The 26,535-nt window shown below is 68.1% G+C and carries 21 protein-coding genes, 2 tRNA genes and 1 other RNA gene; 9 read left to right on the top strand and 15 right to left on the bottom strand.

Annotated features, from left to right (window positions below; translation table 11 throughout):
• Positions 1–460: 460 nt before the first annotated feature.
• The 4 genes from recR to pta form a co-directional block, all read right to left on the bottom strand.
• A complete protein-coding gene (recR, locus tag ITJ67_RS15920) occupies positions 461–1,057 on the bottom strand; it encodes a recombination mediator RecR (protein ID WP_068476612.1) in 597 nt (198 codons plus the stop codon).
• A 42-nt stretch (positions 1,058–1,099) separates the two neighbouring features.
• Entirely contained in the window at positions 1,100–4,048 is a 2,949-nt protein-coding gene (locus tag ITJ67_RS15915; RefSeq protein WP_194678283.1) for a DNA polymerase III subunit gamma and tau, read from the bottom strand.
• A gap of 658 nt (positions 4,049–4,706) precedes the next feature.
• Positions 4,707–5,894, bottom strand: coding sequence for an acetate/propionate family kinase (locus ITJ67_RS15910; RefSeq protein WP_194678282.1), 1,188 nt, complete (start codon positions 5,892–5,894; stop codon positions 4,707–4,709).
• Positions 5,895–5,948: 54 nt separating this feature from the next.
• Positions 5,949–8,063: a phosphate acetyltransferase gene (pta, locus tag ITJ67_RS15905; protein WP_104330458.1), complete on the bottom strand. Its 2,115-nt coding sequence runs from the start codon at positions 8,061–8,063 to the stop codon at positions 5,949–5,951.
• Positions 8,064–8,165: 102 nt separating this feature from the next.
• Between pta and ffs the strand changes: the two genes are divergently transcribed.
• From ffs to ITJ67_RS15890, 3 genes are all read left to right on the top strand, one after another.
• Positions 8,166–8,262: signal recognition particle sRNA small type (gene ffs, locus ITJ67_RS15900), an RNA gene on the top strand.
• A gap of 127 nt (positions 8,263–8,389) precedes the next feature.
• Positions 8,390–9,043 carry an SDR family oxidoreductase gene (locus tag ITJ67_RS15895; RefSeq protein WP_160072957.1) on the top strand — a complete coding sequence of 218 codons (654 nt, stop codon included), beginning with the start codon at positions 8,390–8,392 and terminating at the stop codon, positions 9,041–9,043.
• A 106-nt stretch (positions 9,044–9,149) separates the two neighbouring features.
• Positions 9,150–9,237: transfer RNA gene (locus ITJ67_RS15890), tRNA-Ser, on the top strand.
• A 373-nt stretch (positions 9,238–9,610) separates the two neighbouring features.
• Here ITJ67_RS15890 and ITJ67_RS15885 read toward each other — a convergent pair.
• The 5 genes from ITJ67_RS15885 to ITJ67_RS15865 form a co-directional block, all read right to left on the bottom strand.
• Positions 9,611–10,750, bottom strand: a complete 1,140-nt coding sequence (locus tag ITJ67_RS15885; protein WP_160072959.1) for a hypothetical protein — start codon at positions 10,748–10,750, stop codon at positions 9,611–9,613.
• A 257-nt stretch (positions 10,751–11,007) separates the two neighbouring features.
• A complete protein-coding gene (locus ITJ67_RS15880) occupies positions 11,008–12,372 on the bottom strand; it encodes a hypothetical protein (RefSeq protein ID WP_194678281.1) in 1,365 nt (454 codons plus the stop codon).
• A gap of 249 nt (positions 12,373–12,621) precedes the next feature.
• Complete coding sequence (gene rplL / locus ITJ67_RS15875) at positions 12,622–13,005, bottom strand: 50S ribosomal protein L7/L12 (RefSeq protein ID WP_104243228.1); 384 nt, start codon at positions 13,003–13,005, stop codon at positions 12,622–12,624.
• A gap of 45 nt (positions 13,006–13,050) precedes the next feature.
• The gene (gene rplJ, locus ITJ67_RS15870; protein ID WP_104243230.1) at positions 13,051–13,566 is read right to left on the bottom strand and encodes a 50S ribosomal protein L10; all 516 of its coding nucleotides are present in this window, start codon (positions 13,564–13,566) and stop codon (positions 13,051–13,053) included.
• Between the two features lie 255 nt (positions 13,567–13,821).
• Positions 13,822–14,694: a LysR substrate-binding domain-containing protein gene (locus ITJ67_RS15865; RefSeq protein WP_201297680.1), complete on the bottom strand. Its 873-nt coding sequence runs from the start codon at positions 14,692–14,694 to the stop codon at positions 13,822–13,824.
• Positions 14,695–14,818: 124 nt separating this feature from the next.
• Between ITJ67_RS15865 and ITJ67_RS15860 the strand changes: the two genes are divergently transcribed.
• The 4 genes from ITJ67_RS15860 (at position 14,819) to ITJ67_RS15845 (ending at position 19,538) form a co-directional block, all read left to right on the top strand.
• Positions 14,819–15,970, top strand: a complete 1,152-nt coding sequence (locus ITJ67_RS15860) for an FAD-dependent oxidoreductase (RefSeq protein WP_194678280.1) — start codon at positions 14,819–14,821, stop codon at positions 15,968–15,970.
• A complete protein-coding gene (locus ITJ67_RS15855) occupies positions 15,967–17,223 on the top strand; it encodes an allantoate amidohydrolase (RefSeq protein ID WP_194678279.1) in 1,257 nt (418 codons plus the stop codon). Before ITJ67_RS15860 ends, ITJ67_RS15855 begins: the two co-directional genes overlap by 4 nt.
• Positions 17,224–17,408: 185 nt before the next feature.
• A complete protein-coding gene (locus ITJ67_RS15850) occupies positions 17,409–18,452 on the top strand; it encodes a YqaJ viral recombinase family protein (RefSeq protein ID WP_228503099.1) in 1,044 nt (347 codons plus the stop codon).
• 84 nt (positions 18,453–18,536) lie between these two features.
• The gene (locus tag ITJ67_RS15845) at positions 18,537–19,538 is read left to right on the top strand and encodes an NADP-dependent oxidoreductase (RefSeq protein ID WP_228503097.1); all 1,002 of its coding nucleotides are present in this window, start codon (positions 18,537–18,539) and stop codon (positions 19,536–19,538) included.
• Between the two features lie 21 nt (positions 19,539–19,559).
• Here the strand turns inward: ITJ67_RS15845 and ITJ67_RS15840 are convergent, their stop codons facing one another.
• Complete coding sequence (locus ITJ67_RS15840) at positions 19,560–20,228, bottom strand: FadR/GntR family transcriptional regulator (RefSeq protein ID WP_160072969.1); 669 nt, start codon at positions 20,226–20,228, stop codon at positions 19,560–19,562.
• A 201-nt stretch (positions 20,229–20,429) separates the two neighbouring features.
• Here ITJ67_RS15840 and ITJ67_RS15835 point away from each other — a divergent pair, with 201 nt between their 5' ends.
• On the top strand, positions 20,430–22,211 hold the full coding sequence (locus ITJ67_RS15835) for a 2-isopropylmalate synthase (RefSeq protein WP_194678278.1): 1,782 nt from the start codon (positions 20,430–20,432) through the stop codon (positions 22,209–22,211).
• Between the two features lie 100 nt (positions 22,212–22,311).
• Here ITJ67_RS15835 and rplA read toward each other — a convergent pair whose 3' ends face one another.
• The 5 genes from rplA to ITJ67_RS15810 form a co-directional block, all read right to left on the bottom strand.
• On the bottom strand, positions 22,312–22,998 hold the full coding sequence (gene rplA / locus ITJ67_RS15830) for a 50S ribosomal protein L1 (RefSeq protein ID WP_068482355.1): 687 nt from the start codon (positions 22,996–22,998) through the stop codon (positions 22,312–22,314).
• Positions 22,999–23,101: 103 nt separating this feature from the next.
• Positions 23,102–23,533: a 50S ribosomal protein L11 gene (gene rplK, locus ITJ67_RS15825; protein ID WP_104243242.1), complete on the bottom strand. Its 432-nt coding sequence runs from the start codon at positions 23,531–23,533 to the stop codon at positions 23,102–23,104.
• 113 nt (positions 23,534–23,646) lie between these two features.
• Positions 23,647–24,576 (bottom strand): transcription termination/antitermination protein NusG, encoded by a 930-nt coding sequence (nusG, locus tag ITJ67_RS15820; RefSeq protein WP_104243244.1) that lies wholly within the window; start codon positions 24,574–24,576, stop codon positions 23,647–23,649.
• 88 nt (positions 24,577–24,664) lie between these two features.
• Positions 24,665–24,976, bottom strand: coding sequence for a preprotein translocase subunit SecE (gene secE / locus ITJ67_RS15815; RefSeq protein ID WP_104243246.1), 312 nt, complete (start codon positions 24,974–24,976; stop codon positions 24,665–24,667).
• A 70-nt stretch (positions 24,977–25,046) separates the two neighbouring features.
• Positions 25,047–25,119, bottom strand: a tRNA-Trp gene (locus tag ITJ67_RS15810).
• 192 nt (positions 25,120–25,311) lie between these two features.
• Between ITJ67_RS15810 and ITJ67_RS15805 the strand changes: the two genes are divergently transcribed.
• Positions 25,312–26,523, top strand: coding sequence for a pyridoxal phosphate-dependent aminotransferase (locus ITJ67_RS15805; RefSeq protein WP_160072973.1), 1,212 nt, complete (start codon positions 25,312–25,314; stop codon positions 26,521–26,523).
• Positions 26,524–26,535: the final 12 nt, after the last annotated feature.

The following is a 26,535-nucleotide window of genomic DNA, read 5'->3' as shown; positions in this document are numbered from 1 at the left end:
TGTGGGCAGTTGCGCTCGACAACGCCCGCAAGCGCATCTGCCCACAACTCTGCGCCGCGCGGGCGGCGTCGCACCGACCCGCTCAGGGACCCGCAGCCCCACTCACCCACTCACCTGCCCATCCCCTCGACAGAGTTGTGGGTGGATGCACTCGACAACGCCCGCAAGCGCATCTGCCCACAACTCTGCGCCGCGCGGGTTGGGAGGGCGAGGGGCCAGCGGCGGGAGGGGTGAGCGCGGCGCAGCGGAGCCGCGGCTGGACTGTGGGAGGGGGCGAGCGCGGCTCGCCGCGGCGGGGCGGAGCTGGCCGCGGCGAGGCCGAGCTGGCTGGGCGCGGCGAAGCAGGCCGAGCTGGCTGGGCGCGGCGAAGCAGGCCGAGCTGGCTGGGCGCGGCGGAGCTGGCGGAGCTGGCGGAGCTGGCTGGACTGGCGGCGGGCGTTGCCGGTCCGCCGCGTGACGGTCAGTCGATGGCGCGGCGGCCGGAGAAGGCGCGACCGAGGGTGATCTCGTCGGCGTACTCGAGGTCTCCGCCGACGGGGAGGCCGGAGGCGAGCCGGGAGACGGGCACGCCGATGCTCGTGAGGAGCCGGCTCAGGTACGAAGCCGTGGCGTCTCCCTCGAGGTTCGGGTCAGTCGCGACGATGACCTCCTTGACCTCCCCCGACTCGAGCCTGGCCAGGAGCGTGCGGATGTTCAGGTCGTCCGGACCGATGCCTTCCATCGGATTGATGGCGCCGCCCAGCACGTGGAAGAGGCCGCTGAACTCGCGGGTGCGCTCGATGGCGGCCACGTCCTTCGGCTCCTCGACGACGCAGATGACGGTGCGGTCGCGACGCGGGTCGCGGCACACGTTGCACTCGGGCCCCTCGCTGACGTTGCCGCAGACGGTGCAGAACTGCACTCGCTCGCGGACGGTGGCGAGGATCTGCGCGAGCCGCGACACGTCGAAGGACTGCGTCTGCACGATATGGAACGCAATGCGCTGCGCGGACTTGGGACCGACGCCGGGCAGGCGCCCGAGCTCGTCAATGAGGTCCTGGATGATGCCTTCATACATGGCTCAGTTGCTCCGACCTTCGGATGATGATGCACGCACGGCTCAATAGCCCCCGTCTTCAGGTGGTGGTGGTGCGGAGAAGTCGTCCTCAGGCGGCAGCTCGGCGGCCTCCGGCTCGGGCACGATGATGTCCTCGCCGATGAAGCGTGCGCCGAGGCGCTCGCGCACGATGGCCTCACCGTAGCGCTCGACGCCGGGAATCACGGGTGCACTCGCGACGCGCTGCGTGCGCTTCGGGGCTGGCGGTGCCGCGGGAGCTGGCGCCCCGTCGACCGGTGCCGCCTGCACCGCGGGTGCTGCGCTCGAGGTGGCCACCGCACTCGGGGCGGATGCTGCGGGCACGCGAGGCGTCGAGCTCGCGTCCGAGGCAGTGCCGGACCCGGGGATGGCCGCGGTCGCCCATCCAGAACCGGGGCCGTCGTCGGGAGCAGACTCCTGCCCGGGGATCCTCGCGACGGTCCAGTTGAGGCCGCTCGACGAGGACGAAGCCTTCGACGGAGAGGGCGTGGATACGGGCTCGGAGGACGCCGCGGTCGCGGTCGGTGCAGCCGTGGGCTGTTCTCGCGGGGCGCGGGTGGCGCGGGTCTCCGCCGCTCGTGCTTGGGCTGGAGCTGGTGCCGGGTCGGGCTCCGCTGGTGCTGGCGCCGGCTCGTCGGCGCGGCTGGGAGCCTGGCCTCCTCCTGGAGCCCCGGCACCGCCCGCTCCGCCCGGTCGCTGCGGCTGGAATTTGACGGTGATGCCGAACATCTCCTGGATGGCGGTTCGCAGCACGGCGCTCGGCGCGTCAGCGGCACCCCGCTCGCCGCGGAACTGATCGAGCACGGCGCGCGACGGCACCTCGAAGACCAGCAGGTCGCCGATGAGGTCGCGCGGGTGCACCGACTGAGCGACGCTCCAGGCGTGTGTGCCGCCGAGGTCGCGCATACGCTCAAGCAGCGTCGGCCAGGCGTCGCGCAGCTGCGCGAACACGGGGGGCTCAGCGGATGCTCGCGCCGCCGTGGCGTGCGGAACAGGACCAGGCCCGGAAACCTCGCCAGATGCGGGTCCCTGCCCGGCGGTGAGGTCCGGTGTCGAGACGGCAGCCGGCGCGGACTCGGCTTCGAGCTCGGACTCGGCTTCGGGTTCGGGTTCGGGCGCTGACTCCGCGACGGGCGGAGCGGCTGGCTCGTCCTCGGCAGGGGCATCTGCGTCTGCAGGCGCTTGGCCGTCGAGGGGCGCTTCTGCCTCGGCACTCCGACCGGGAGCAGCGTCGGGCTCGGAACCCTGGCTCGCTTCGCTGACGGGAGAAGGCGTGGACTGCTCCTCGACTGGCGCGGAGGGCGACCCCGTTTCCACGGCCGAACGTGGCGTGGGCTCGGCCGGCGGCAGCACCACCGGGGCCGGAGCAGGTGCAGGTGCAGGTGCGGGTGCTTCTGGCGCCGGCGAGGCCGAAGCCGCCGCTGGAGTCGATTCCGAGCCGGAGGCCACCCCAGAGCTCGAGGTGCCCCCAGAGCTCGAGGTGCCCCCAGAACCAGGAGTCGCGGCGGCCCAGGATGCGGCGGCGAGACGCGCCGCGGATGCCGTGTCGGGTTCCCCGGCGGCAGGCTCAGCAGCAGCAGCAGAAACGGCAGAAACGGCAGCGGGTGGCGTCGCGGCCTCGCCCGGCGCATGGTCGGCAGGCTTCGGCTGCTGTGCGTGGGCTGCGGCTGGCTCGGGGCCTGAAGCGGAGCCGGACTTTGAGGCAGGCGAGGCCGCCTGCGGAGCTGCGGCAGGAGCATCCGCGGACGCCGACATGGCGGAACCAGTCGTCGGCGCAGCGGCACCCGAGGCAGCAGGGGCGGCGACACGCATCGGCGACGTGCCCGGCGCGTCCGCCACCGCGAGCAGCGTGCCGCTGTCAATGAAGTCGGCTCGCGATGCGACGAGGATACGTGCGACGAGCAGCTCGAGGTGCAGCTTCGGCGAGGTCACCCCGCTCATGTCGGTGAGGGTCTCGTTGACGAGGTCGGCGATGCCCGTGAGCGCGGCTGGCGAGAATCGACCGGCCTGGACGCGGAGCGCCTCGACCTCATCCGCTCCGAGCCCGCGAAGCACTGCCCCGGCACCTGGACCCGTCGCCTTGGCGACGATGAGGTCACGCAAGCGCTCGAGCAGGTCCTCGACGTAGCGGCGAGGGTCTTGCCCGGATTGGATGACGCGGTCGACCGCCGTGTAGGCGGCGGCAGGGTCGGCGTCGGCGAACGCGTCGATCGACTCGTCGAGCAGCTCCTGGCCGGTGAAGCCGAGGAGGGCAGCGGCGCGCTGGTAGCCGAGGAGACCCGTCTCGGAGCCCGCGATGATCTGGTCGAGCAGCGAGAGCGTGTCGCGGGCAGAACCGCCGCCGGCGCGCACGACGAGGGGCAGCACGCCGGGCTCGGCGGTGACGCCCTCGCTGGTGCAGAGCTCTTCGACGTACTCGAGCATGAGGGCAGGCGGGATGAGCCGGAACGGGTAGTGGTGCGTGCGCGAACGGATCGTGCCGATGACCTTCTCGGGCTCGGTCGTCGCGAACACGAAGCGCACGTGCTCCGGCGGCTCCTCGACGACCTTGAGCAGGGCATTGAAGCCGGCCGAGGTCACCATGTGCGCCTCGTCGATGATGAAGATCTTGTAGCGGTCGCGGCTCGGCGCGAGGATGGCGCGCTCTCGCAGCTCGCGAGCGTCTTCCACGCCACCGTGGCTGGCGGCGTCGATCTCGAACACGTCGAGCGAGCCTCCGCCATCGCGGGCGAGCTCGACGCACGACTGGCAGACACCGCACGGGGTGTCGGTCGGCCCCTCCGCGCAGTTCAGGCAGCGGGCGAGGATGCGCGCGGAGCTCGTCTTCCCGCACCCTCGCGGGCCGGAGAACAGGTAGGCGTGATTGACACGACCGGTGCGCAGCGCGGTCATGAGGGGTTCGGTGACCTGCGACTGCCCGATCATCTCGGCGAAGTTCTCAGGCCGATAGCGGCGGTACAGGGCTGTGGCCATGCGCACCATCGTAGACGGCACCACCGACATCGGGCGCGCCGCGGCCGTTCCCTGTCCGCACAGTCCGACTCCCAGCGCGAGCTGACCCCATCCCTGCCAGCCAGGTGGCCCCGAAGCAGCGCCGCTTCCGAAATCGCTGCCAGCCAAGTACCCCTCCAGCGCCACCCCTAAGGGGTAAATCGGCTGGCAGCGATTACTCCACGACGACGCGGCGGCGCGGGGCGCGGGGCGCGGGATGCGGAAAGCCGTGATCGGAAGGGCAAGGGCAAGCTGGTCCGAGTCAGGCCCCGCCAGGCCGAACCGCGCCGCGCCGGGTCAGGCCGCGTCGCGTAGGGGCCGGCCGAGCCGGGTCGGGTCGGATCGGGTCGGGTCGGGTCGGGTCGGGTCGAGTCGAGTCGAGTCGAGTCGAGTCAGGCCCCGCCAGGTCGGGCCGCGCCAGGCCAGGCCCCGCCAGGCCGAACCGCGCCGCGCCGCGTAGGCCCCGCCAGGTCGGGCCGCGCCGGGTCAGGACGCGCCGCGCCAGACCAGGCCGCGTCGAGTCAGGCCGAGTCGAGCCGCGTCGGGTTGGGCCGCGCCGAGCCGAGTCGGGTCGAGTCGAGTCGAGCCGAGCCGAGCCGAGCCAGGCCAGGCCAGCTCAGCGCCCGGTTCAGGCTCAGGCTCAGGCGATCGCAGCCAGGCTCTGCCGCGCGATCTCGAGCTCCTCGTTGGTCGGCACGACCAGCACCTCGATGCGCGAGTCGTCCGCCGAGATGCGGCGAGCATCCCGCGACGACGACTCGTTGCGCTCGGGCGACAGCTTCACGCCGAGCCATTCGAGGCCCTCGAGCACGTCGGCGCGAAGCTGGGCGTCGTTCTCGCCGATGCCGGCGGTGAAGACGATCGCGTCGGCTCCCCCGAGCAGCAGCATGTAGGCGCCCAGGTAGTGGCGGATGCGGTGCGCGTAGACGGCGAGACCGAGCTGAGCGCGCTCGTCGCCCGAGTTCGCCTTCTGCCGGACATCGCGCATGTCGCCGGAGCCCGTGAGCCCGAGCAGCCCGGACTTGCGGTTCAGGAGGTCGTCGAGCTGGTCGATCGTGTAGCCGCCGCGACGCGACAGGTGCACGAGGACGGCCGGGTCGAGGTCGCCGGTGCGGGTGCCCATGACCAGGCCCTCGAGTGGCGTCATGCCCATGCTCGTCTCGGCGGAACGGCCCCCATCGACGGCGCACATGCTGGCGCCGTTGCCGATGTGCAGCACGATCGTCTTGAGGCCCGCCAGGTCACGCCCGAGGAAGCCTGCGGTCTCCTCCGAGACGAACTTGTGGCTCGTGCCGTGCGCGCCGTACTTGCGCACCCGGTGCTCCTTGGCGACGGCCGCATCCAGTGCGTACAGCGACGAGGCTTCGCTCATCGTCGTATGGAAGGCCGTGTCGAAGACTGCGACGTGCGGCGTCTCCGCGAAGACGTCACGAGCTCCGACGATGCCCTCGAGGTTGGCCGGGTTGTGCAGCGGGGCGAGCGGGATGAGGTCCTCGATGTCCTGCAGCACCTTGCCGTCGATGACGGCCGCGTCGAAGAATCGGCGCCCGCCGTGCACGACGCGGTGCCCCACGACGACCGGCGGGAACTCGGCGAGGCTCGGGCCGTGCTCCTCGAAGCCCTCGAGCATGGCCTCGAACCCGCGCGTGTGGTTCGGGATGTCCGCCTCGCGTGCGAAGGTCTCTCCCCCGGTCTTGTGCGTGACGCTCGCGACGCGCTCGCCGATGCGCTCCACGAGGCCGGACGCGAGCGTCTCCTCGCGGTCCATGTCGATCAGCTGGTACTTGAAGGAGGACGAGCCGGAGTTGACGACCAGGACGATGCTCATGAGCACCCTTTCTCGAGACCCGCGAGGGGCGGGCGGGACGTGAGGCGGATGCTCCTAGGAGCGCTGCGCCTGGATCGCCGTGATGGCGACGGTGTTGATGATGTCGGAGACGAGCGCGCCTCTGGAGAGGTCATTGATGGGCTTGTTCAGACCCTGCAGGATCGGCCCGATCGCGACAGCTCCGGCGGAGCGCTGCACCGCCTTGTACGTGTTGTTGCCCGTGTTGAGGTCGGGGAAGATGAACACCGTCGCTCGGCCGGCGACCTGGCTGCCTGGCATCTTCTTGCTCGCGACCGCCGCATCCGTCGCCGCGTCGTACTGGATCGGCCCCTCGACGGGCAGCTCCGGCATGCGCTCGCGCACGATGCCGGTCGCGGTGCGGACCTTGTCGACGTCGGCGCCGGACCCCGACTCGCCAGTCGAGTAGGAGAGCATCGCGACTCGCACGGCGATGTCGAACTGGGTGGCCGTCTCAGCGGAGGAGATGGCGATGTCGGCGAGCTGCTCTGCCGTCGGGTCGGGGTTGACGGCGCAGTCGCCGTAGACGAGCACGCGGTCGGCGAGGGCCATGAGGAAGACGCTCGAGACGACGGAGACGCCCGGTTTGGTCTTGACGATCTCGAAGCCGGGGCGGATGGTGTGGGCCGTCGTGTGGGCGGCCCCTGAGACCATTCCGTCGGCGAGGCCGAGGTGCACCATGAGCGTGCCGAAGTAGCTGACGTCGCGCACGCGCTCGGTCGCGGCCTCGATCGTGACGCCCTTGTGCGCCCGAAGCCGCGCGTATTCCTCCGCGAAGCGGGCGACATAGTCGGGGTTGCTCGTGCTCAGCACGTGAGCGGCCGAGATGTCGACGCCGAGGGCGGATGCGCGGCCACGCACCTCGGACTCCTCGCCGAGGATCGTGATCTCGGCGACCTCGCGCGCCAGCAGCGAGCCTGCTGCCACGAGGATGCGGTCGTCGCTCCCCTCCGGCAGGACGATGTGCTTGCGGTCGGAGCGGGCCCGGTCGAGGAGCGTGTTCTCGAACATGAGGGGCGTCACGACGAGCGACGGCTTGACGTTGAGGAGCGCGACGACCTCGATGGCCGGGATGTGCTGCTCGAACTTGGCGAGTGCGAGGTCGATCTTGCGGCGCGAGATGCCCGCGGCGGCGAGGCGTCCGCGCGTCTGCATGATGCGCTGAGCCGTGTCGTAGGTGCCGAAGTTGGTGCGGATGATCGGCACCTCGACGTTGAGGCCGTTGATGAGGCGCTCGATCGCCGGTGGGAACTCGAAGGGGCCGTTGACGACGATGCCCGTCAGCGACGGGAAGGTCTCGGCTCGCTGCGCGAGGAGCACGGCGAGGAGCACCTCGGTGCGGTCGGCCGCGATGACGACGACAGCACCCTCCTTGAGGCGCTCGAGGACGTTCTGCATGGACATGCCCGCGAGCACGATGCCGAGGACCTCGCGACCGAGGAGCTCGCGGTCGCCGTAGACGAGCTCGCCGCCGACCGCATCCAGGAGCTGCGACAGCGACGGAGCCATGAGGAGGGGCGTCTCGGGGATCGCCCACACGGGCACCTTGTGACCGAGCTCACGCAGCGCGCGCTCTGCGACGGCGGCACGCACCTCTTCCGTGGCGTGCTCGTCGGCGCGGTTGATGGCGATAGCGAGCAGCGTCGCGTGCGCCGCGTCGAGCTCGGGGAGGGTGACCTCCAGCGCCTGCGCCAGCTGCTCCGGCGTGCGCGGCTGCCCCTTGTCGGCGTCGAGGCCGGTCAGGACGAGCAGGACCGGCGCGCCGAGGTTCGCGGCGACGCGAGCGTTGAAGCCCAACTCGGCCGGGTTGCCGATGTCGGTGAAGTCGCTGCCGACGATGACCACGGTGTCGCAGCGCCGCTCGAGGGCCCGGTAGCGGGTGACGATGCGGGACAGCGCCTCATCAGGGTCGGCGTGCACGTCGTCGTAGGTGACGCCGAAGCCCGACTCGTACTCGAAACCGCGGTTCTGCGGGTCGAGCTGTGAGAGCAGGAGCTCGAGGATGTCGTCTCGCGCCTCAGCGCTCTGCACGATGGGTCGGAACACGCCGACCCGGCCGATCGACCGGCTCAGGGCACTCACCACGCCGAGCGCGATAGCTGACTTGCCAGAGTGACCCTCTGATGACGTGATGTAGATGCTTGTCCCCACGTCAGGCAATGGTAGTCGGGTGCCGAGTCAGCGGGCTGTCGTGATCCTGCCAATTCGAACCGCCCCGGATTCGCGTCTCGCTCCCGTCGCGCTATGATGGTCGACGGCTCCTCGCGTGGCGCCATCCAGGCCAACTCCCCCAGGGCGGAAACGCAGCAAGGGTAACCGGGCTCTGGCGGGTGCGCGGGGGGTCTTTTCTTTTCCCGGGTCTCTCCCCTGCGGCTCCGGCTTCCTCGGCCCCTCGATCACCGGTCGACGCGGTCGCTCGCAGATCGCCCGCCGCGAACGCTGGCCGTGAACTCAGGCTGACCAGCTTGACTGCAGGCATGAGAATTGCAGTCATCGGTGGAAATGGTCAGATCGCACGCCTCCTGACAACCCAGCTCATCGAGCGCGGTCACCGCGTCACGAGCGTCATCCGCAACCCGGACTACGTGGACTCCCTCAAGGAGCTCGGCGCGGACCCGGTGGTCGCCGACCTCGAGCAGAGCACGGCGACCGACCTCGCCAAGCAGCTCGGCCATGTGGATGCAGTCGTCTTCGCCGCAGGCGCTGGCCCTGGCAGCTCCGCGGAGCGCAAGCTCACGCTCGACCGCGACGGCGCGATCCTCTCGGCGGATGCCGCCGAGATCGCGAACGTGCGCAGGTTCGTCGTCGTCTCCGCCATCGGCACGGATACGTTCGACCGCGACTCCGACGACGTCTACCAGGTGTACCTGCGGGCGAAGAGCGAGGCCGACGCCGACATCCGCGCCCGCAGCGCGAAGCTCGACTGGACGATCGTGCGACCCGGCGGCCTCACCGACGACGAGCCGACTGGCCACGTCAAGGTGGGCGAGCAGGTCGAGCGCGGCAGCATTCCTCGTGCGGACGTGGCGGCGGTGATCGCGGCCCTGCTGGTTCGCCGCGTGGGCATCCACAAGCAGTTCGAGGTCGTGTCGGGTGACGACGAGGTGGGCGAGGCAGTCAAGAACCTGTAGCCCGGGTGCGCCTCGCGGGCTCGCCGCGGGTCGATTTGGCGCTCGCGTTCACGAACGGTCGCCAGACCCGCTATGCTCTTTCGAGGTGAGCGCCTGGCGCTCCCGTGGAGGATTCGCCTAGTGGCCTATGGCGCACGCTTGGAAAGCGTGTTGGGTGAAAGCCCTCAGGGGTTCGAATCCCCTATCCTCCGCCATGTGCACGAAAGCCCCGACCAGGGATTCCAGGTCGGGGCTTTCGTCTTTGCCGCTGTCGTGATGCCGCAGTCTCCCCGGGCTTTCCTCGCCGTCTGCCTTCTCACCGACCGCTTTCGCGCCGCCGACGCACATCCCCCTCACCCGCCTCCCGAAGCTGCGAGCCGGGCACATCCGGTCGACAGAAGCACCTTCCAGACGGAGCGATGCTGCATCTTCCCCACTTCTGCGAAGGATGTGGGCGCGTCTGGCGCGATCCGCGACGGATGCGGTGGGGCGGCCGGGCAGAGCAGGACGAGCAGGCGAGCCGTTCGGGGACGCGAAGAGGGCGCCACCCGAAGGTGGCGCCCTCTTCACGAAGAGCTCAGTGAGCTACTAGGCCTTCTTGGTCGCCAGGCGGCGGGCGACGAGCACGCCAGCGCCCGTGGCGAGCGCGAGGAGACCGATGCCAGCTGCGCCGAATGCGTCTTCCGCACCCGTCGTGGCGAGCTCAGGCGACTTGTGGCCCGTGCTGGTGCCTCCGCCATTGCCGACGGGGACCGTGGTGACCGTGGGTGCCGTGGTCGGCGCGGTCGTGGTGCCCGGCGTCGCCTCGGCGATGAGGAACGTGAACGTCGCGGAGAGACCGCTCGACTGCGAGAGCGTCACGGTGTACTCACCGAGGGGCAGCGGGGTGCCCGACTGGTTGATGAGGACGCCCGGGTAGCTGCCGTCTTCACCGACGACGGAGTCATCGGTGGGGTCGACCTGGACCGAGGAACCGTCCGGGGAGGTGACCGTGAGGTCGAGCGCGAGACCCGGCGTGAAGTTCTGCGCCGTGTACGTGATGTCGTCCGTGGGGAGGAAGCTGTCTGCGTTCGCGTAGGCGAGCGGAGCCTCGACCGTGGGGGTCGGCGTGGCGGTCGGCGTGCTGGTCGCCGTCGGGGTCGCCGTGGGCGTTGCCGTCTCAGTGGGCGTTGCCGTCTCGGTCGGCGTTGCCGTCTCGGTCGGCGTCGCGGTCTCGGTCGGCGTCGCGGTCTCGGTCGGCTCTGGGCTCGACTCTTCAGCCACGGTGAAGCCGAACGTCACGACGTTCTGCGCGGGCCCGGACGCGTCGGTGTAGTCCTGCGTGATCTCAACGCTGTAGTCGCCCACAGGGAAGTCCTGGGTCGAGATGAGCTCGCCGCTGTAGTTGCCGTCGCCATCGACGTCCCATGCGGAGTCGCCGCTCGGCGGGACGGAGACCGTCGAGCCGTCGGGCAGCGTGAGCGTGATGCTCGCGAGGGCGACATCAGGAGCGAGCCCCGTGAGGACGTACGTGATGTTCTCGTCGGGCGTGAAGCTCGACTTCGTTGCCTGCCCCGTCGCCTCGGACGCGGCGGACGTCTCCGCGGGAGTCGTGGTCTCGACGGGAGGGGTGGTCGTTGCTGCGAACGCAGGGGCGGCGGTCAGCACGGCACCGCCGGCGAACACGCCGAAGGCGATCGCGAACGCGGACGCGCGCTTGCGCGACGGAGAGAAGAATGAGGAAGCCATAACCAAATCTTGGCCTGACTCACAGGTCATGTCCAGAAGGTTGCGAAGGAACCTGGCGAAATCGAGCTTGATTCGGTTCAGCCTTCGACACCAAAAGTGCTGATCAGAGACCCCTTAGTCGTCCAAGTTTGGACCGGTTTCCTGATCGGGGACTTCTCCCCAACTACGTGAGAAAACATAGATATCAGCGGCGATACACAGAAAGCGGGGCTGGAGCCCATCGGCCCCAGCCCCGCTCATCGCAGGTTTCGCTGCTGTCAGCTCTCGCGTCGGCGACTCAGGAAGCGCGCGCCAGTGACCGCCGCAGCACCGAGGCCGAGGACAAGCAGGCCGATGCCAGCCGCACCGAAGGCGTCTTCCGCACCGGTGGTCGCGAGCGACTTGCTCTGCGCCTTGCCCTTGGTGTCGGCGCTTCCACCGCCACCGTTGCCAGTACCGTTACCACCATTCCCAGCCGGGGCCGAGGTCGAGCTCGGCGACGTGCCGCCCGTGGCGGGAGTCTCGCCGGTGACAGCGAAGGACGCCGCAGCAGTCTGCTCTTCGGCAGCCGCGACCGCATCCTGCTCGAGCTCGACAGCTGCTGGAGACTCCGTGGACGCCGTCAGCTCGGACTCGTCCTGGACGATGAGCGGCACCGCGCGGGCGGAGTCGGCGGCGGGAGCGCCGGTCTCCTCCCCAGCCGCGGGACTGATGGTCGTGAGCGTGATGCCGTAGTCGCCAACAGCCCAGGCCGCGTCGTACGTGATGATGCCTGCGTAGTTCCCGTCTGCATCCGGCGTGATCGGCTCGGCCGATTCGAACTCAGCGGAAGTGCCATCTGGGAGCAGGAGCGTGAGGCCAAGCTCGACGCCTGGCGTGAAGCCGGTTGCGACGTAGGTGATGCCTTCTGCGGCCTCTTCCTGCGTGTAGCTGGCCTGCTCGGTCGCCACAGCGGGAGCCGCGACCGGGGCTTCAGTCTCGGTCGGGGAGGGCGTCGCCGTCTCGGTCGCAGTCGGGGCGACGCTGGCGGTCTCCGTCGGCTCGAGCGTGGGCTCCTCGGTGAGCGTCGGCTCAGGCGCCTCCGTGGCCGTCTCGGTCGGCTCAGGAGTTGCCGTCTCGGTCTCCGTGGGCTCGGGAGTTGCCGTCTCGGTCTCGGTCGGCTCAGGCGTAGCCGTCTCGGTCGGAGCAGGCGTCTCCGTAGCTGCAGGCGCGACCGCAGCGAAGGCCGTCGACGCCTGGACACCCTCGGACTCGTAGAGCACGACGGAGTAGTCACCCTCGGCCCAGGCCTCGTCGCTCGTCAGCTCTGCACTGACGGCGCCGGAGGCGTCGACCTCGTGCGACGCGGTGCCCCATGACCAGTTGGTCTGGCCCTCAGGTCCGACGACGCGCACGTAGACGAGGTTGCCCGGCGTGAAGCCCGAGCCGGTGACCGTGACGCCGGACGCGTCTGCGGCGATGGATTCCTCGGAGACAGAGGCGGAAGCCGTGCTCGTGTCGCCGTCGACACTCGCATCGACCTGGTCGCCGTTCGCAGCGAACGAAGGCGCGGCCGTGACTGCGACTCCACCGGCGACGACGCCGAAGGCGATGACGAGGGCCGTGGTGCGAGCGCGAGCGCTCTTGAAGGTGTCGGAAAGCATGAGGGGACGCTAACACGGCGGATTATTGTGCGTCGAGGCCGAAATCGGGTCAAGCGACACGCGGAAAGTTCCTGATTCTCGTCAACACACCAGTCACATTGGTCACACTGACCTCAGGAATCGCACCTTCAACAGGGGTTTTCTCACAAACAGGAACGAGGCACCGCATCCAGGAACTGGATGCGATGCCTCGTGAAAAAAGTTCCTTCGGCGTGTCGGAACACACCGCGCAGAACCGCTGCGGGATGACTACTTGACGGTCACCGAAGCGCCGGCAGCCTCGAGGGCGTCCTTTGCCTTGTCAGCAGCTTCCTTGTTGACGCCCTCAAGAACGGCCTTCGGAGCACCGTCGACGAGTGCCTTCGCCTCACCGAGGCCGAGGCTCGTGAGTGCGCGCACCTCCTTGATGACCTGGATCTTCTTGTCGCCAGCGCCCTCGAGGATGACGTCGAACTCCGTCTTCTCCTCCTCTTCGGGTGCGTCTGCTGCTGCAGCAGCAACGCCTGCAACTGCAACGGGAGCAGCAGCGGTGACCTCGAAGGTCTCCTCGAACGCCTTGACGAACTCGCTGAGCTCGATGAGCGTGAGCTCCTTGAATGCTGCGATGAGCTCTTCAGTCGTGAGCTTTGCCATGTTTTTTCTCCTTGTGTGTTGTTCTAGCCGCGAGATCCCGTAGGACTAGTTCGCGGACTCCTGCTTTTCGCGCAATGCCTCGACCGTGCGAACAGCCTTGGCTGCAGGCGCGGTGAACAGGTATGCGGCACCGAACAGCGAGGCCTTGAAGGCGCCGGCAAGCTTGCCGAGCAGAACTTCGCGGGACTCGAGGTCGGCGAGCTTGTTGACCTCTTCTGCACTGAGGGGGTTTCCGTCGAAGAAACCGCCCTTCAGGACAAGCTGAGGGTTGTCCTTGGCGAAGGTACGAAGACTCTTCGCGACTGCGACGGGGTCGCCATGCACAAACGCGATTGCGCTCGGGCCGGCCAGCTCGTCGTCGAACGCGGTGATTCCGGCGTTGTTCGCCGCAATCTTCGTCAGCGTGTTCTTCACCACGGCGTAGCTTGCGTGCTCACTGATCGAGCGACGCAGCGTCTTGAGCTGCGCAACAGTGAGACCGCGGTACTCAGTCAGCAGGACGGCGGTCGAGTTCTGGAACAAGTCCTGAAGCTCGGCAACAGTTGCTTCCTTGGTCGCCATGGCACTCCTCTCTCTCTTGCACGTGCATGACGTTTGTCATTCACGCACCGCAGGCGCATCTTCGATGCACAACACACAAAAAAGCTCCGGTCGCAGGTGGACCGGAGCTGAGAGGATGCGCTTGCGCGCAGAGCAGATCTGCTTCGTTCACCTGCGCGGGACGTTCTTGCGAACCTTCGTTCGTGTGCGTTCTCACGCACAACGAAGACCTGCGGTCTTGGGCTTCCGAAAGAGTACATGCTCGCGCGGCGATCGTCAACGCGAGTCGCGGAGACTCTTGATGAGGAGGCTGGCGCTGGGGTGAGAACGCTGACCCTCGACGGCATACAGCTCGGTGCGGGGCGAGCCGAGCAGCGGGCGCACGACCACCCCCGGCATGTGAAATCGGGCCACCGACGCTGGCAGGATCGAGGCTCCGACGCCCGCCGCGACCAGGCCGAGAACCGTCTCCTGGTGCACGACGCTCTGCACGATGCGCGGCACAGCCTGGGCTCCCCCGAGCCAGGACATGACGGCCGAGACGAAGCCGGGCATGAGCTCGAACGGGAAGAGCACCACCGCCTTCTCGTGAAAGCTCCCGGGTGCAACGACCGCCTCGTCGGCAAGTGGGTCACCCGCCGGGAGCACCGCCACCAGGTCCTCCCCCTCGAGCAGGATGGCGCGGAGGCCGGGAACGGCGAGTGGGTCGCGGAGGATTCCGACGTCCAGCTCGCCTTCCAGCAGGAGCGTCACCTGCTCGGCGCTCGTGAGGGACCGCGGCTCGAGCTGGATGCGCGGCCTGAGCAGCTGGAACGCCCGCAGCCCCCTGGGCAGCACGCTGTAACTAGCCGAGCTCACGAAGCCGATGCGGAGCCTTCCGGCCGCCCCCGCTGCGACGTCCCCGAGGTCAGAGACGGCCCCGTCCAGATCGTCGAGAACTGCTCCGACTCGCTGTCGGAACATCCGGCCGGCCGCAGTGAGCGAGACGCTCCGCGTCGTCCGCTCGAACAATGCCACGCCGAGCTCCTCCTCGAGCTTGCGGACGGCGACGGTCAACGGGGGCTGCGTCATGTGGAGACGTGCCGCAGCACGACCGAAGTGCAGCTCGTCGGCGACGGCGACGAAGTACCTGAGCTGGCGCAGTTCCATGACTTCCATTCGTGACGCATATCAAATGCTCTGCAAATGATATTGGACACAGACGAACCGCGGTGGCCTACTGGAGGTCGAGCACCATTCGAGCACCACTCGATCAACCTCGCAGGGAGCGGATATGACCGACACGATCGTCATCGGCGCGGGACTCGCCGGCGCAGCAGCCGCCTGGCATCTCGCCCAACGCGGACACCATGTGACCGTTCTCGAGCGGACGACCCCGGCGAACGAGCACGGCAGCTCCCACGGCTCCGCTCGGATCTTCCGGTATGCGTACCCCGAGCAGACCTACACAGACCTCGTCGTGCGGTCGAAGGCGGGCTGGGACGAGCTGCAGCGTGTCAGCGGCACGCAGCTCATCCGCCCGACCGGCGCACTCGACCACGGGAACATCCGCGACCCCGCGGGCCTCGCGGCCGTGCTGGAAGCCGCAGGCGTCGAGCACGAGCTCCTCAGCGCCGAAGCGGCCAAGCAGCGCTGGCCGCAGTTCCGGTTCGAGACCGACGTGCTCTGGCATCCGGGGGCCGGAGTTCTCGACGCTGGCGGGACCGTCGACGCACTCCTGGCCGCCGCATCCGCAACCGGGATGCTCGAGCTGCGCACCTCGTGGCCCGTCGCCCGCGTCGAACGCACCGGCAGCGGCTACCGCGTGCATTCGGCCGACGGATCGACGCTCGACGCGGACAGCATCGTCGTCGCCGCCGGCGGCTGGCTCCCGTCGCTCCTCGGAGAGCTGTCGCTGCCGACCGCGTTCCTCGACCAGTTCCCGAAACTCGAGGTGCGCCAGGAGCAGGCGTACCACTTCCCCTACCTGGATGATGCGGACTCTGGCCGCGATGCCGCCCCCTGGCCGACCTTCATCAGCAAGTCGCGTCAGCTGCAGACCTACGGGCTACCCGGCGGACGCGACGCCGACTGGCGAGGGCAGAAGGTCGCGCAGTTCAACGGCGGCAAGATAATCGACTCCGCACTCGCACAAGACGGCATCGTGGATGCGGCCAACCGCCGCGCGCTCATCGCGTATGCCGAGAAGTTCCTCCCAGGCGTGCGGCCGGAGCCGTTCGCCGAGACGACCTGCCTGTTCACGACGACACCGAGCGAGGACTTCGTGATCGACCGGGTCGACAACCTCGTGGTACTTTCGGCCTGCTCTGGCCACGGCGGGAAGTTCGCTCCGCTGCTCGGGGAGCTCGCCGCCGACCTGCTCACCGGAGCGGGCACCGTTCCCGATGAATTCCGCATCGCCGCGACGACAGGAGCCGCAGCATGACCACGACCACGACCACGTCGAACGCCGCTCACCCGAGCTCCGTGTCCGCGCTCATGCGCGAGATCGAGCACCTCGGGCGCGACCGGACGCGGGGCGGCTACAGCAGGCCCGTGTACTCGCATCCCGAGTTCGAGCTCCGCGAATGGTTCCTCGCCGCAGCCTCGGCCCGCGGGCTCGACGTCGAGATCGATGCCAACGGCATCATCTGGGCCTGGTGGGACCGCCCAGACGGCAACCGCTCCGGCGCCCTCATCACGGGCAGCCACCTCGATTCTGTTCCAGGGGGCGGCGCCTTCGACGGACCCCTCGGGGTGACGGCGGCCCTCGCCGCCGTCGACCTCCTCCGCAGCGAGGGCCGCCAGCCCACCGTCGCCATCGCCATCGCTGTATTCCCGGAGGAGGAGGGCTCTCGCTTCGGCGTGGCCTGCCTCGGCTCCAGGCTCCTCACGGGCGCCATCGACCCGGACCGGGCCCGGTCACTGCGGGATGCGGACGGCACGACCTTCGCGGAAGCGTCGGCCTCGGCCGGCTTCGACCCCAGGTATCTCGGCCCAGACCCCGCGAGAGTCGCGCAGTTCAGCGCCTTCATCGAGCTGCACGTCGAGCAGGGCCGCGGCCTCATCGACCTCGCCGGCCCCGTAGCGATCGGCTCATCGATCCTCGGCCACGGCCGCTGGCGAGTGAGCTTCACTGGCCAGGGCAACCACGCCGGAACAACGCTCATGGCCGACCGGCGCGACCCCATGGTCGCCGCAGCACGGCTGATCGTCGGCATCGAGGAGATCGCCCGCACCGTGCCGGGCGCCCGCGCAACCGTGGGTCGACTCGAGCCTGTCCCGGGCGGGACCAACGTCATCGCGTCCCGGGTCGACGCGTGGCTCGACGTGCGCCACCCGGACGACGACCTGACCGCTGCACTCGTCGAGCGCATCCGCACTCGAGCAAGCGAGGTGGCAGCCGAGCAGGGCTGCGAAGCAGTGCTCGTCGAGGAGTCGCTCTCGCCGACCGTGTCGTTCGACGCGAACCTCCGCGACACGCTCCAGCGCGCACTCCCCGAGGCGCCGGTGCTCGACACTGGAGCCGGCCACGATGCCGGAGTGCTCGCGGCGCACCTACCCACCGCCATGCTCTTCATCCGCAACCCGAGCGGCATCTCGCACTCCCCGGAGGAATACGTCGAAGACGCGGACGCCGACCACGGCGCGCGGGCGCTCGCGACGGCGATCATGGCAACCTCGGCAGTCTCGCACTGACGTGCCGTGGCTGCACGACCTCGACTGACGTGCGTGGCCGACGGGGGCGACGCGCCGGGAACTTCCGCGGCAACGGCGCCTGGTACCAAATTTGTCGGTGGTGTGGGGAGAAGTAGCAGCCCCTTTTCTTCCGACAGACGGCACTCCCTGCCGAATCTGTCGGTGGTGTGCGAAAGAATAGCCAGATGGTCATGTTCCGCCCGAGCCACGACGTCGACGAGACGTCCTGGTTCGGCGAACCCAGGATCGAAACCAAGACAGCGCCGAAGTCGCGGCGGCGAGACCGCGAGCTCTACGGCCCCGCCGCGCTCGTCGACTACGTGGCGCCGCCCGCGCCGATCCTGCAGGAGCAGCCGCGCACGAGTGGTGGACTCACGGAGGTCACCGCTGAGCCGCTGCCGCGCTTCTACACCTCAGAGACCCGGCCCGCATCAGAAGCATCACCCCTCTCGGCAAGCGAGGTAGGCGTCTGGCGCGCCCACGTACCGGCCTCCGCCGAGACCGCCGCCATCGAGCTCCCGGCAACCCGCGAGGTCGAGGCGATGAGCGCCCACCTCCTTCGAGTGCTCGCCGACTCCAACGACCGCGCGGCCTGGCTCAAAGCCCGCTCCGACGGCGTCACCGCAACCGACGCGGCGCGACTCGCGACCCCCTCCTCGGTCAAACAGGTCGTCAAGGACAAGGTCATGGGCACCTCCTTCAACGGCAACGCGTACACCGACTTCGGCCGGCAGCGCGAGCCGGAGATCGCCAGGTGGGTCATGGAGCGCCACGGCATTCCCGCGAGCGGCCTCCTCTTCCACGCCGAGGCGTCGAAGAGCCACCTCGCGACCCCCGACGGACTGCACTGCGACGAGGAAGGACGCATCCTCCTCGCCGAGATCAAGACCACCAACAAGGTCTGGAAGCGCATCCCCCGCTCGTACATGCGGCAGATCTGGTGGCAGCAGTACGTGCTCGGCGCCGAACGGACCCTCATGGTCTGGGAGCGGCACCAGGACTTCATCGTCGTCGACCGCGAGCCGAAGTTCGTGTGGATCGACCGCGACGAGGCCGAGATCGCGAAACTCGTGACGCTCGCCAACGAAGTCCTCAAGGACGTCGAGAAGTACCGGGGCGAGTTCGCGCAGTACTCCTCGGGCAACGCTCCGCCGTTCCAGGGATATGGCAACACGCACAGCAGCAGCGACTACACGCAGTCGTTCTACGACGCCGAGACCTACGCGTAGCCAGCAGCCGCATAAGTGGGGCTCACATCCCCCGAGAGTCTCGCCTTCTGGGAGAGTCTCCCCTTCCGCGAGAGAATGGCGCGTATGACTGACGCCTCCGACCTCCAGCCCACCTCCGACACGATGCGCGCCGCCCTCCTCACAGGGATCGGCGGGCCCGAGATGATGCAGCTCGGCGAGACGCCCGTCCCGCTCACGCTCAACTCGGACACGCTCGTGCGCGTCAAGGCGGCGGGCGTCAACCCCATCGACGGCAAGACCCGTTCAGGCGCCGGCGCGTCCAAGGCGATCTCGAGCTTCCCCTCGACCCTCGGCGGCGAGTTCTCCGGGGTCGTCGTCCGCGCCCCCTACGAGCTCGCGCCTTTCCAGCCCGGCGATGAGGTCTACGGGATGCTCCTCTTCCCGCGCTACTCCGGCGCGTACGCCGAGTACGTCTCCATCCCGTTCATGAGCCTCGCGAAGAAGCCCGAGAACCTGTCGTTCATCGAGGCCGGCGGCGTTCCGCTCGCGGTACTCACCGCCTGGGCCGCAGTGGTGGAGGCCGGGGGCGTCTACACCGGACAGCGGGTCCTCATCCACGCCGGCGCGGGCGGCGTCGGCCACTTCGCCGTGCAGCTGGCGAAGTACTACGGAGCCCACGTCATCACCACGGCGTCCGAGCGCAACCACGACTGGCTGCGGGAGCTCGGCGCAGACCAGGTCATCGACTACCGCTCAGAGCGCTTCGAGGACGCCATCGCCGAGCCAGTCGACGTCGTCATCGACCTCATCGGCAACGTGAGGGATCAGACGGGGACCCGCTCGCTGCGGGTGCTGCGCGACGGCGGAACACTCATCAACGTGCCAACGGGCAGCTACCCGGAGCTCTTCGAAGAGGCCGCGGCCGAGAACCGCGGCATCGTCGCGTCGACCCTCAAGCTCTCGCCAGAAGGGCGCATCCTGCAGACCATCACGCAGCTCTTCGAGCAGGGCGCCCTGCAGACGCACGTCGACCGCGTCTTCCCCCTCGCCGAGGCCGGAGCTGCACAGGAGCTCATCGCAGAGGGCCACGTGCGCGGCAAGGTCGTCCTCGACATCGACGCCTAGTCCGGCAGGCACCGGCCGCCGTCAGGCCACGCTCTCCGCGAGTTCCAGCAGGTGGGCGCGCGTGAGCGCGGCCGCCGCTGGTGCGTCCTGCGCAGCGATCGCGTCGACGATACGGGTGTGGACGAGGTGGTCGGCGTCGCTGCCGAACTCGCTGCGAAGGCGCAGCATGCCGATCATCGCCTGCCTGCTGCGAGGCGCGAAGCCCTCGAAGAGCTCCGAGAGGATCTCATTGTGCGCCGCGGCGACGATGCTGCGGTGCAGAGCGGTATCCGCATCCACATGCGCCTCGATGCTCGATCGCTGCGCGTCGCGAGCATCGGCGGCCCGCCTCATCGCGAGCAACTCCTCGCTCGTGCGGCGCTCCGCGGCGAGCGAGGAGGCCTCGACCTCGACCGCGATGCGCGCTTCGATCACCGTCTGGATATCTGCACGCAGCAGCACAGCGTCCAGTGCCTCCGGGGCATCCAACGCAGTCACGAAGACGCCAGCGCCCTGCCTGGTGGTGAGCACGCCGCTCCCCGCGAGTTGGCGGATAGCCTCGCGAATGGTCGACCGTCCGACTCCGAGTTGGGGTGCAAGCGTCGTCTCCCCGGGGAGCTTCTGGCCGAGTTCCCACTCGCCTGCCCGAATGCGCTCGAGCAGCAGCTTGGCCGCCTGCGCGGCGAGTGGTTCACGGTGGAGGGTGCTCATGCTCCCATCATCTCGCACTCCCGCAACTCGCCTACTTGCCTGCTTATCTACTTGTCTGAGGAGTTGTGGTAGCTTCTCTCGCATGCCGCGCACTCCACTCACGCTTCTCTGCCACGGCGGGACCTCGCCTGACCGGTCCCCCGCCGTGGAGCTGAGACGCGCGCCGGTCGTCACGCTCGCACGACAACCAAGGACACGACCATGCACAGCAGCGCATCCCGGATCTCTGCCCCAACCGGCCCGATCCCGAACAACGCACCGCACTGGAACCGCCAGCGCCACTCGCAGATGCCATCGCACCGATACCGCGACGTGTACTCGCGAGTGGAGGTGCCCCTGACGGAACGCGACTGGCCCTCACGCCGACTCACGGCAGCGCCCCTCTGGGTGCCAGTCGATCTCCGCGACGGCAATCAGGCCCTGTCGGAACCGATGGACCCAGACCGCAAGCGGGTCTTCTTCGAGCTCATGATCCGCATGGGCTACAAGGAGATCGAAGTCGGCTACCCCTCCGCCTCGCAGACGGACTACGACTTCGTGCGTCGAATCGCGACAACCGAAATCGCACCGGAAGACGTCACGATCGTCGTGTTCACGCCAGCGCGTCGCGACCTCATCCAGCGCACAGTGGACTCGATCCAGGGAATCAGGAACCCCGTCGTCATCCACCTCTACACCGCCACGGCGCCGGCCTGGCGCGATGTTGTCCTCGGGAAGAGCAAGCAGCAGCTGAAAGAACTGATCCTGGCCGGGGGAAGAGATGTCCTCGAGCTCGCCGGCCACCTGCCCAACGTCCGATTCGAATTCTCGCCAGAGGTGTTCAACCTCACAGAACCCGACTACGTGATCGACATCTGCGACGCCATGACAGAGCTCTGGACGGCAACCCCGGAGCGGCCGGTCATCCTGAACCTCCCCGCCACGGTGGAGGTCGCGACCCCGAACGTCTACGCGGATCAGATCGAGTACATGCACAAGCGCCTCGCGAGGCGCGACTCCGTGATCCTCTCCGTGCACCCCCACAACGACCGTGGGACGGGAATCGCCTGTGCCGAGCTCGCGATGCTCGCCGGTGCGCAGCGAGTGGAAGGCTGCATCTTCGGCAACGGTGAGCGCACCGGCAACGTCGACATCGCAGTCCTCGCATTGAACCTGCACGCGCAAGGCATCGACCCGATGATCGACTTCTCGGACATCGACGAGGTTCGGCGAACCGTGGAGTACAGCAACCGCCTCGAGATCCACCCGAGGCACCCCTACGCAGGAGACCTCGTCCACACCGCCTTCAGTGGGACGCACCAGGACGCCATCAAGAAGGGACTCGCCGAGCATCGCTCCCGCGCCGCCCTCGACCTGCGGCCAGAACGCGAAACCGAGTGGCGCGTGCCCTACCTGCCGATCGACCCCGCCGACATCGGGCGCAGCTACGACGCCGTCATCAGAGTCAACTCGCAGTCAGGCAAGGGCGGCATCGCCTACCTGCTGGAGGCCGACTACGGCATCGAACTCCCCCGACGCCTGCAGATCGACTTCGCCAGACGCGTCCAGGAGCACACCGATACCAATGGCCTGGAAGTCGGGGCGGCACAGCTGCTCGAGCTCTTCGATCGCAGCTACCTGCGCGTCGAGACGTCGGGCCTGGAATTGCTCGACTTCAGCGTCGAAACCCGTGACGATGTCGCGCGCACGCGCATTCGCGTGAGTGTCGACGACATCGAGCACACCGGCATGTACGACGAGCTCGGGCCCGCAGAGGCCGTCACCCAGCTCCTCGCCGGCGCGGGAATCTCCGTCGACATTCGCTCGCTCCACCAGACAGCGCTCGGTGCGGGCAACAGCAGCGATGCCCTGACGCTCCTGGAGTACAACGACTCGTCAGGCGCACACTGGGTCGCCGGCCGAGACCGGTCGGTGCTGTCGGCAACCGTGCAGGCGATCCTGAGCGCGGCACGACGCCAGCTCGCAGCGCTCGAACGCGCGTAGCCTCCGCCGCGGGAAGCCAAGAACGGCCCAGTCCGAAGACTGGGCCGTTCTCGCGTGGCGGATGCGGGGCATCCACCTGAGCTGTGCAGCTCGCGGCAGACTAGATCGCGTTGACGTCCAGCGGGATGCCGGGGCCGAAGGTGGTCGAGACGACAGCCTTCTGGATGTAGCGGCCCTTCGAGCTCGACGGCTTGAGGCGAACGACCTCGTCGAGAGCTGCGCGGAGGTTCTCGCCGAGCTGCTCCGACGTGAACGCCGACTTGCCGACGATGAAGTGCACGTTGGAGTGCTTGTCGACGCGGAACTCGATCTTTCCGCCCTTGATCTCGGTGACTGCCTTGGCCGGGTCGGTCGTGACCGTTCCGGTCTTCGGGTTCGGCATGAGGCCACGGGGTCCGAGGACCTTTCCGAGGCGTCCGACCTTGCCCATGAGGTCAGGGGTGGCGACCGCGGAGTCGAAGTCGGTCCAGCCGTCTGCAACGCGAGCGATGAGCTCGTCGCCGCCGACCTCGTCAGCACCAGCAGCGATAGCCGCCTCTGCCTTGTCACCCGTCGCGAAGACGATGACCTTGGCCGTCTTGCCGGTGCCGTTCGGCAGGCTGACGGTTCCACGAACCATCTGGTCAGCCTTGCGAGGGTCTACACCCAGGCGAAGAGCGACCTCGACGGTGCTGTTGAACTTGGACGAGCCGGTCTCGCGTGCGAGCTCGACGGCCTCGGCGAGACCGTAGAACTTGTCCTCGCCGATCTTCTCTGCCGCGGCACGGTATGCCTTGGACTTAGCCATGTTGTTCTCCTTCAAGAGTTGCGGTTGCGAGCCTGGCCGGCTCTCCCGCGATGTTCAGTACCGCGCCCGAAGCGCGACGTGTGGTGTTGGGAGCGGGAAGGCCTTAGCCCTCGACCGTGATTCCCATGGAGCGAGCCGTACCGGCGATGATGCGCGACGCCATGTCGATGTCGTTCGCGTTCAGGTCGGACTGCTTCTGCTCGGCGATCTCGCGGACCTGGGCGGCGGTGAGCTTGCCGACCTTGGCCGTGTGAGGCGTCGGGGAGCCCTTCTTGACGCCGGCAGCCTTCTTGATGAGCTCGGCAGCAGGAGGGGTCTTCAGGATGAAGGTGAACGAACGGTCTTCGTACACGGTGATCTCGACGGGGATCACGTTGCCACGCTGCGACTCGGTAGCCGCGTTGTAGGCCTTGCAGAACTCCATGATGTTGACGCCGTGCTGACCGAGCGCGGGGCCGATAGGAGGAGCCGGGTTAGCGGCGCCAGCCTGGATCTGCAGCTTGATCAGACCCGAGACCTTCTTCTTGGGTGCCATGTCTTTTCCTTCTTTCGATTCGAACTCCGCGCTGATGCGCGGCGCTCTCCCGGTGGCCCGGCGGTTCCGGACTCCGGTGGTTTCTGAGGGCAGCAGCCCTATTGGAGCGAGATCTAGAGCTTCGTGACCTGGTCGAAGCTGAGCTCGACCGGCGTCTCGCGCTCGAAGAGCGACACGAGCACGGTGAGCTTGCCGCTCTCGGGCTTGATCTCGCTGATCGAACCGGTGAGCCCCTCGAAGGAGCCCTCCTTGATCGTGATGGTCTCGCCGATCTCGAAGTCGATCTCTGCGATGGGCTGGCGCTTCTGGAGGCCAGCCTGACCGGAAGCGTTCGCCTTCGCGGGTGCTTCAGCGACTTCGACCAGACTCTTCAGCATCTCAAATGCTTCGTTGAAGCGCAACGGGGTCGGGTTGTGGGCGTTGCCCACGAAGCCGGTCACACCCGGGGTGTGACGGACAACCGACCAGCTGTCCTCGTTGAGCATGAGGCGAACGAGCACGTATCCGGGGATGCGGACGCGCGTGACCATCTTGCGCTGGCCGTTCTTGATCTCGACCACGTCTTCCATGGGGACTTCCACCTGGTAGATGAAGTCGCTCATGTTCATGGACTCAGTGCGCTGGTGAAGGTTCTGCTTCACGCGACGCTCGAAGCCGGCGTAGGTGTGGATGACGTACCACTTGCCCGGCTTGAGGCGCAGTTCGCGCTTGAAGGTCTCGTACGGGTCGACGTCCGGGTCTTCCTCGAGAGCCTCGACCTCTTCGTCCTCGGTCGCGGCAGCCGCGGCGGCCTCTTCCTCGCTCGTGTCGATCTCGAGGACATCGTTGACGATCGCGTCGACCTCGGGGTCGACGACGTCAGCGCCTTCTCCGTCGTCGAGGTCTTCCTCGGTCACGACTTCGTCGGACTCTTCGATCTCGTGGGCCGCGTCGAACTCTGCGTCGATGTCGCGGTCACCCTCCTGGGCCTCTACGACTTCGGAGTCCTGCTCCAGGGCGGTCTCGTAAAGACCGTTCGGGTCGGCGACGTTCGGGTCTGACACGATTCCTCATCTCGATTCTGTGATGCTGGGCTGCTCGCCCGTTGTCGGTGGAGGCCTGTGAGCCGGTGGAGAGCTTGGCGCGCTCCGGCTACTCCGTCGGGACCGGCGTCGCGGCCGGCTCGCTCGGGAAGAACGAGCTTCCCTGACCGAAGACCCACGAAGCGCCCCACCCGAAGAGCAGGTCGAGCACCGTGACGAGCGCCATCATGAAGATGACGAAGACGAGCACGACGCCCGTGAACTTGAAGAGCTCGGCCCGGGTCGGCGTGACGACCTTCTTGAGCTCGCCCATGACCTGACGGAAGAAGAGAGCGATACGGCCGATGATGCCGCGCTTCGGCTCGGAGCCTCGCTTTGACTCGGCGACGTCTGTCGCCTCATCTGACTTGCTTGGACTCACGCGCTCTCCCTTTCGATGGTTGAGACCTTCGATGGTGGGCCCCGTAGTGGGTGCGTTCAGCACCGAAATGCAGGGCGGACAGGACTCGAACCTGCAACCTGCGGTTTTGGAGACCGCTGCTCTACCAATTGAGCCACCGCCCTTTGCGTGAACACCGGATGCGTGCATCCGTTCACCCTGATACCGTCTGCAGCCGTTCCATAGGGAACAGTTTCAGGCGCGGTTCAGTATGTCGCTTTCGGCAACCAGGAAAGCATACGACAGGTGCCACACGGAAGTCCAACGCGGGCGCAACTCGCTGACGAGGCGTGGCCGCCGGACCTAGACTCAGGGCCATGGTTTCCGACTCACGTCTCTCCCCTCGCATCGCCGCGATCGCCGAATCCGCAACCCTCAAGGTCGACGCGAAGGCCAAGGCCCTCAAGGCCGCTGGCCGGCCCGTCATCAGCTACGCAGCGGGCGAGCCCGACTTCCCAACTCCGCAGCACGTGGTCGACGCCGCCCTCGTCGCCGTGAGCGACCCCAAGAACCACCGGTACACGCCGGCACCTGGCCTGCCGGAACTCCGCGAGGCCATCGCCGAGAAGACGAAGCGCGACTCGGGGTGGGATGTCCCCGCCTCGCAGGTCATCGTCACGAACGGCGGCAAGCAGGCCGTCTACCAGGCCATCAACACCGTGGTCGGCGCGGGCGACGAGGTCATCCTCCCCGCCCCGTACTGGACCACGTACCCCGAGGTCATCCAGCTCGCGGGAGGCACCACCGTTCCCGTGTTCGCCGGTGCCGACCAGGAGTACAAGGTCACCGTCGACCAGCTCGAAGCCGCACGCACCCCCGCCACGAAGGCGATGCTCTTCGTCTCGCCGTCGAACCCGACCGGTGCCGTCTACTCCGAGGCCGAGACGCGCGCCATCGGCGAGTGGGCCGCTGAGCACAGCATCTGGGTCATCGCCGACGAGATCTACCAGAACCTCACGTACGACGGCGTCCGCGCAGTGTCCATCGTCGAAGCGGCCCCAGCGGTCGCCGACCGCACGATCCTGGTCAACGGCGTCGCGAAGTCGTTCGCGATGACCGGGTGGCGCGTCGGATGGATGGTCGGCCCCATCGACGCCATCAAGGGGGCAGGCAACCTGCAGTCGCACCTCACGAGCAACGTCAACAACATCGCGCAGCGAGCCGCACTCGCCGCGCTCACCGGGCCGACCGAGCCCGTCGAGCAGATGCGCCTCGCCTTCGACCGCCGCCGCACGACGATGGTCGAGGAGCTGAGCAAGGTCAACGGCTTCCGCGTGCCGACGCCAGAAGGTGCCTTCTACGTATACGCCGACGTGCAGCAGCTCATCGGGAAGGAGATCGAGGGGCGCCAGATCAATTCCTCGCTCGACCTCGCCGACCTCATCCTCGACGTGGCCGAGGTCGCGGTCGTGCCAGGTGAGGCGTTCGGCCCATCCGGCTACCTGCGCCTCAGCTACGCGCTCGGCGACGACGCGCTCCTCGAGGGCGTGCAGCGCCTGCAGAAGCTCTTCGCGGGCGTCGAGCTCTAGCGAGCCCGCGCC

Origin of the sequence: Pseudoclavibacter sp. VKM Ac-2867 (genome assembly GCF_015351275.1) — a bacterium.
Taxonomy (GTDB): domain Bacteria; phylum Actinomycetota; class Actinomycetes; order Actinomycetales; family Microbacteriaceae; genus Pseudoclavibacter.
This window is presented reverse-complemented; position numbering and strand designations above follow the sequence as displayed.

What these genes read in the sequence shown, in the direction of transcription:
- ITJ67_RS15885 (WP_160072959.1), bottom strand. Translation starts at nt 10,750, where the DNA reads ATGGCTTCCTCATTCTTCTCTCCGTCGCGCAAGCGCGCGTCCGCGTTC.
- rplL (WP_104243228.1), bottom strand. Translation starts at nt 13,005, where the DNA reads ATGGCAAAGCTCACGACTGAAGAGCTCATCGCAGCATTCAAGGAGCTC.
- ITJ67_RS15880 (WP_194678281.1), bottom strand. Translation starts at nt 12,372, where the DNA reads ATGCTTTCCGACACCTTCAAGAGCGCTCGCGCTCGCACCACGGCCCTC.
- recR (WP_068476612.1), bottom strand. Translation starts at nt 1,057, where the DNA reads ATGTATGAAGGCATCATCCAGGACCTCATTGACGAGCTCGGGCGCCTG.
- ITJ67_RS15840 (WP_160072969.1), bottom strand. Translation starts at nt 20,228, where the DNA reads ATGAGCACCCTCCACCGTGAACCACTCGCCGCGCAGGCGGCCAAGCTG.
- ITJ67_RS15865 (WP_201297680.1), bottom strand. Translation starts at nt 14,694, where the DNA reads ATGGAACTGCGCCAGCTCAGGTACTTCGTCGCCGTCGCCGACGAGCTG.
- rplK (WP_104243242.1), bottom strand. Translation starts at nt 23,533, where the DNA reads ATGGCACCCAAGAAGAAGGTCTCGGGTCTGATCAAGCTGCAGATCCAG.
- ITJ67_RS15805 (WP_160072973.1), top strand. Translation starts at nt 25,312, where the DNA reads ATGGTTTCCGACTCACGTCTCTCCCCTCGCATCGCCGCGATCGCCGAA.
- ITJ67_RS15850 (WP_228503099.1), top strand. Translation starts at nt 17,409, where the DNA reads ATGGTCATGTTCCGCCCGAGCCACGACGTCGACGAGACGTCCTGGTTC.
- ITJ67_RS15910 (WP_194678282.1), bottom strand. Translation starts at nt 5,894, where the DNA reads ATGAGCATCGTCCTGGTCGTCAACTCCGGCTCGTCCTCCTTCAAGTAC.
- ITJ67_RS15835 (WP_194678278.1), top strand. Translation starts at nt 20,430, where the DNA reads ATGCACAGCAGCGCATCCCGGATCTCTGCCCCAACCGGCCCGATCCCG.
- ITJ67_RS15855 (WP_194678279.1), top strand. Translation starts at nt 15,967, where the DNA reads ATGACCACGACCACGACCACGTCGAACGCCGCTCACCCGAGCTCCGTG.
- rplJ (WP_104243230.1), bottom strand. Translation starts at nt 13,566, where the DNA reads ATGGCGACCAAGGAAGCAACTGTTGCCGAGCTTCAGGACTTGTTCCAG.
- ITJ67_RS15860 (WP_194678280.1), top strand. Translation starts at nt 14,819, where the DNA reads ATGACCGACACGATCGTCATCGGCGCGGGACTCGCCGGCGCAGCAGCC.
- rplA (WP_068482355.1), bottom strand. Translation starts at nt 22,998, where the DNA reads ATGGCTAAGTCCAAGGCATACCGTGCCGCGGCAGAGAAGATCGGCGAG.
- ITJ67_RS15915 (WP_194678283.1), bottom strand. Translation starts at nt 4,048, where the DNA reads ATGGCCACAGCCCTGTACCGCCGCTATCGGCCTGAGAACTTCGCCGAG.
- ITJ67_RS15845 (WP_228503097.1), top strand. Translation starts at nt 18,537, where the DNA reads ATGACTGACGCCTCCGACCTCCAGCCCACCTCCGACACGATGCGCGCC.
- ITJ67_RS15895 (WP_160072957.1), top strand. Translation starts at nt 8,390, where the DNA reads ATGAGAATTGCAGTCATCGGTGGAAATGGTCAGATCGCACGCCTCCTG.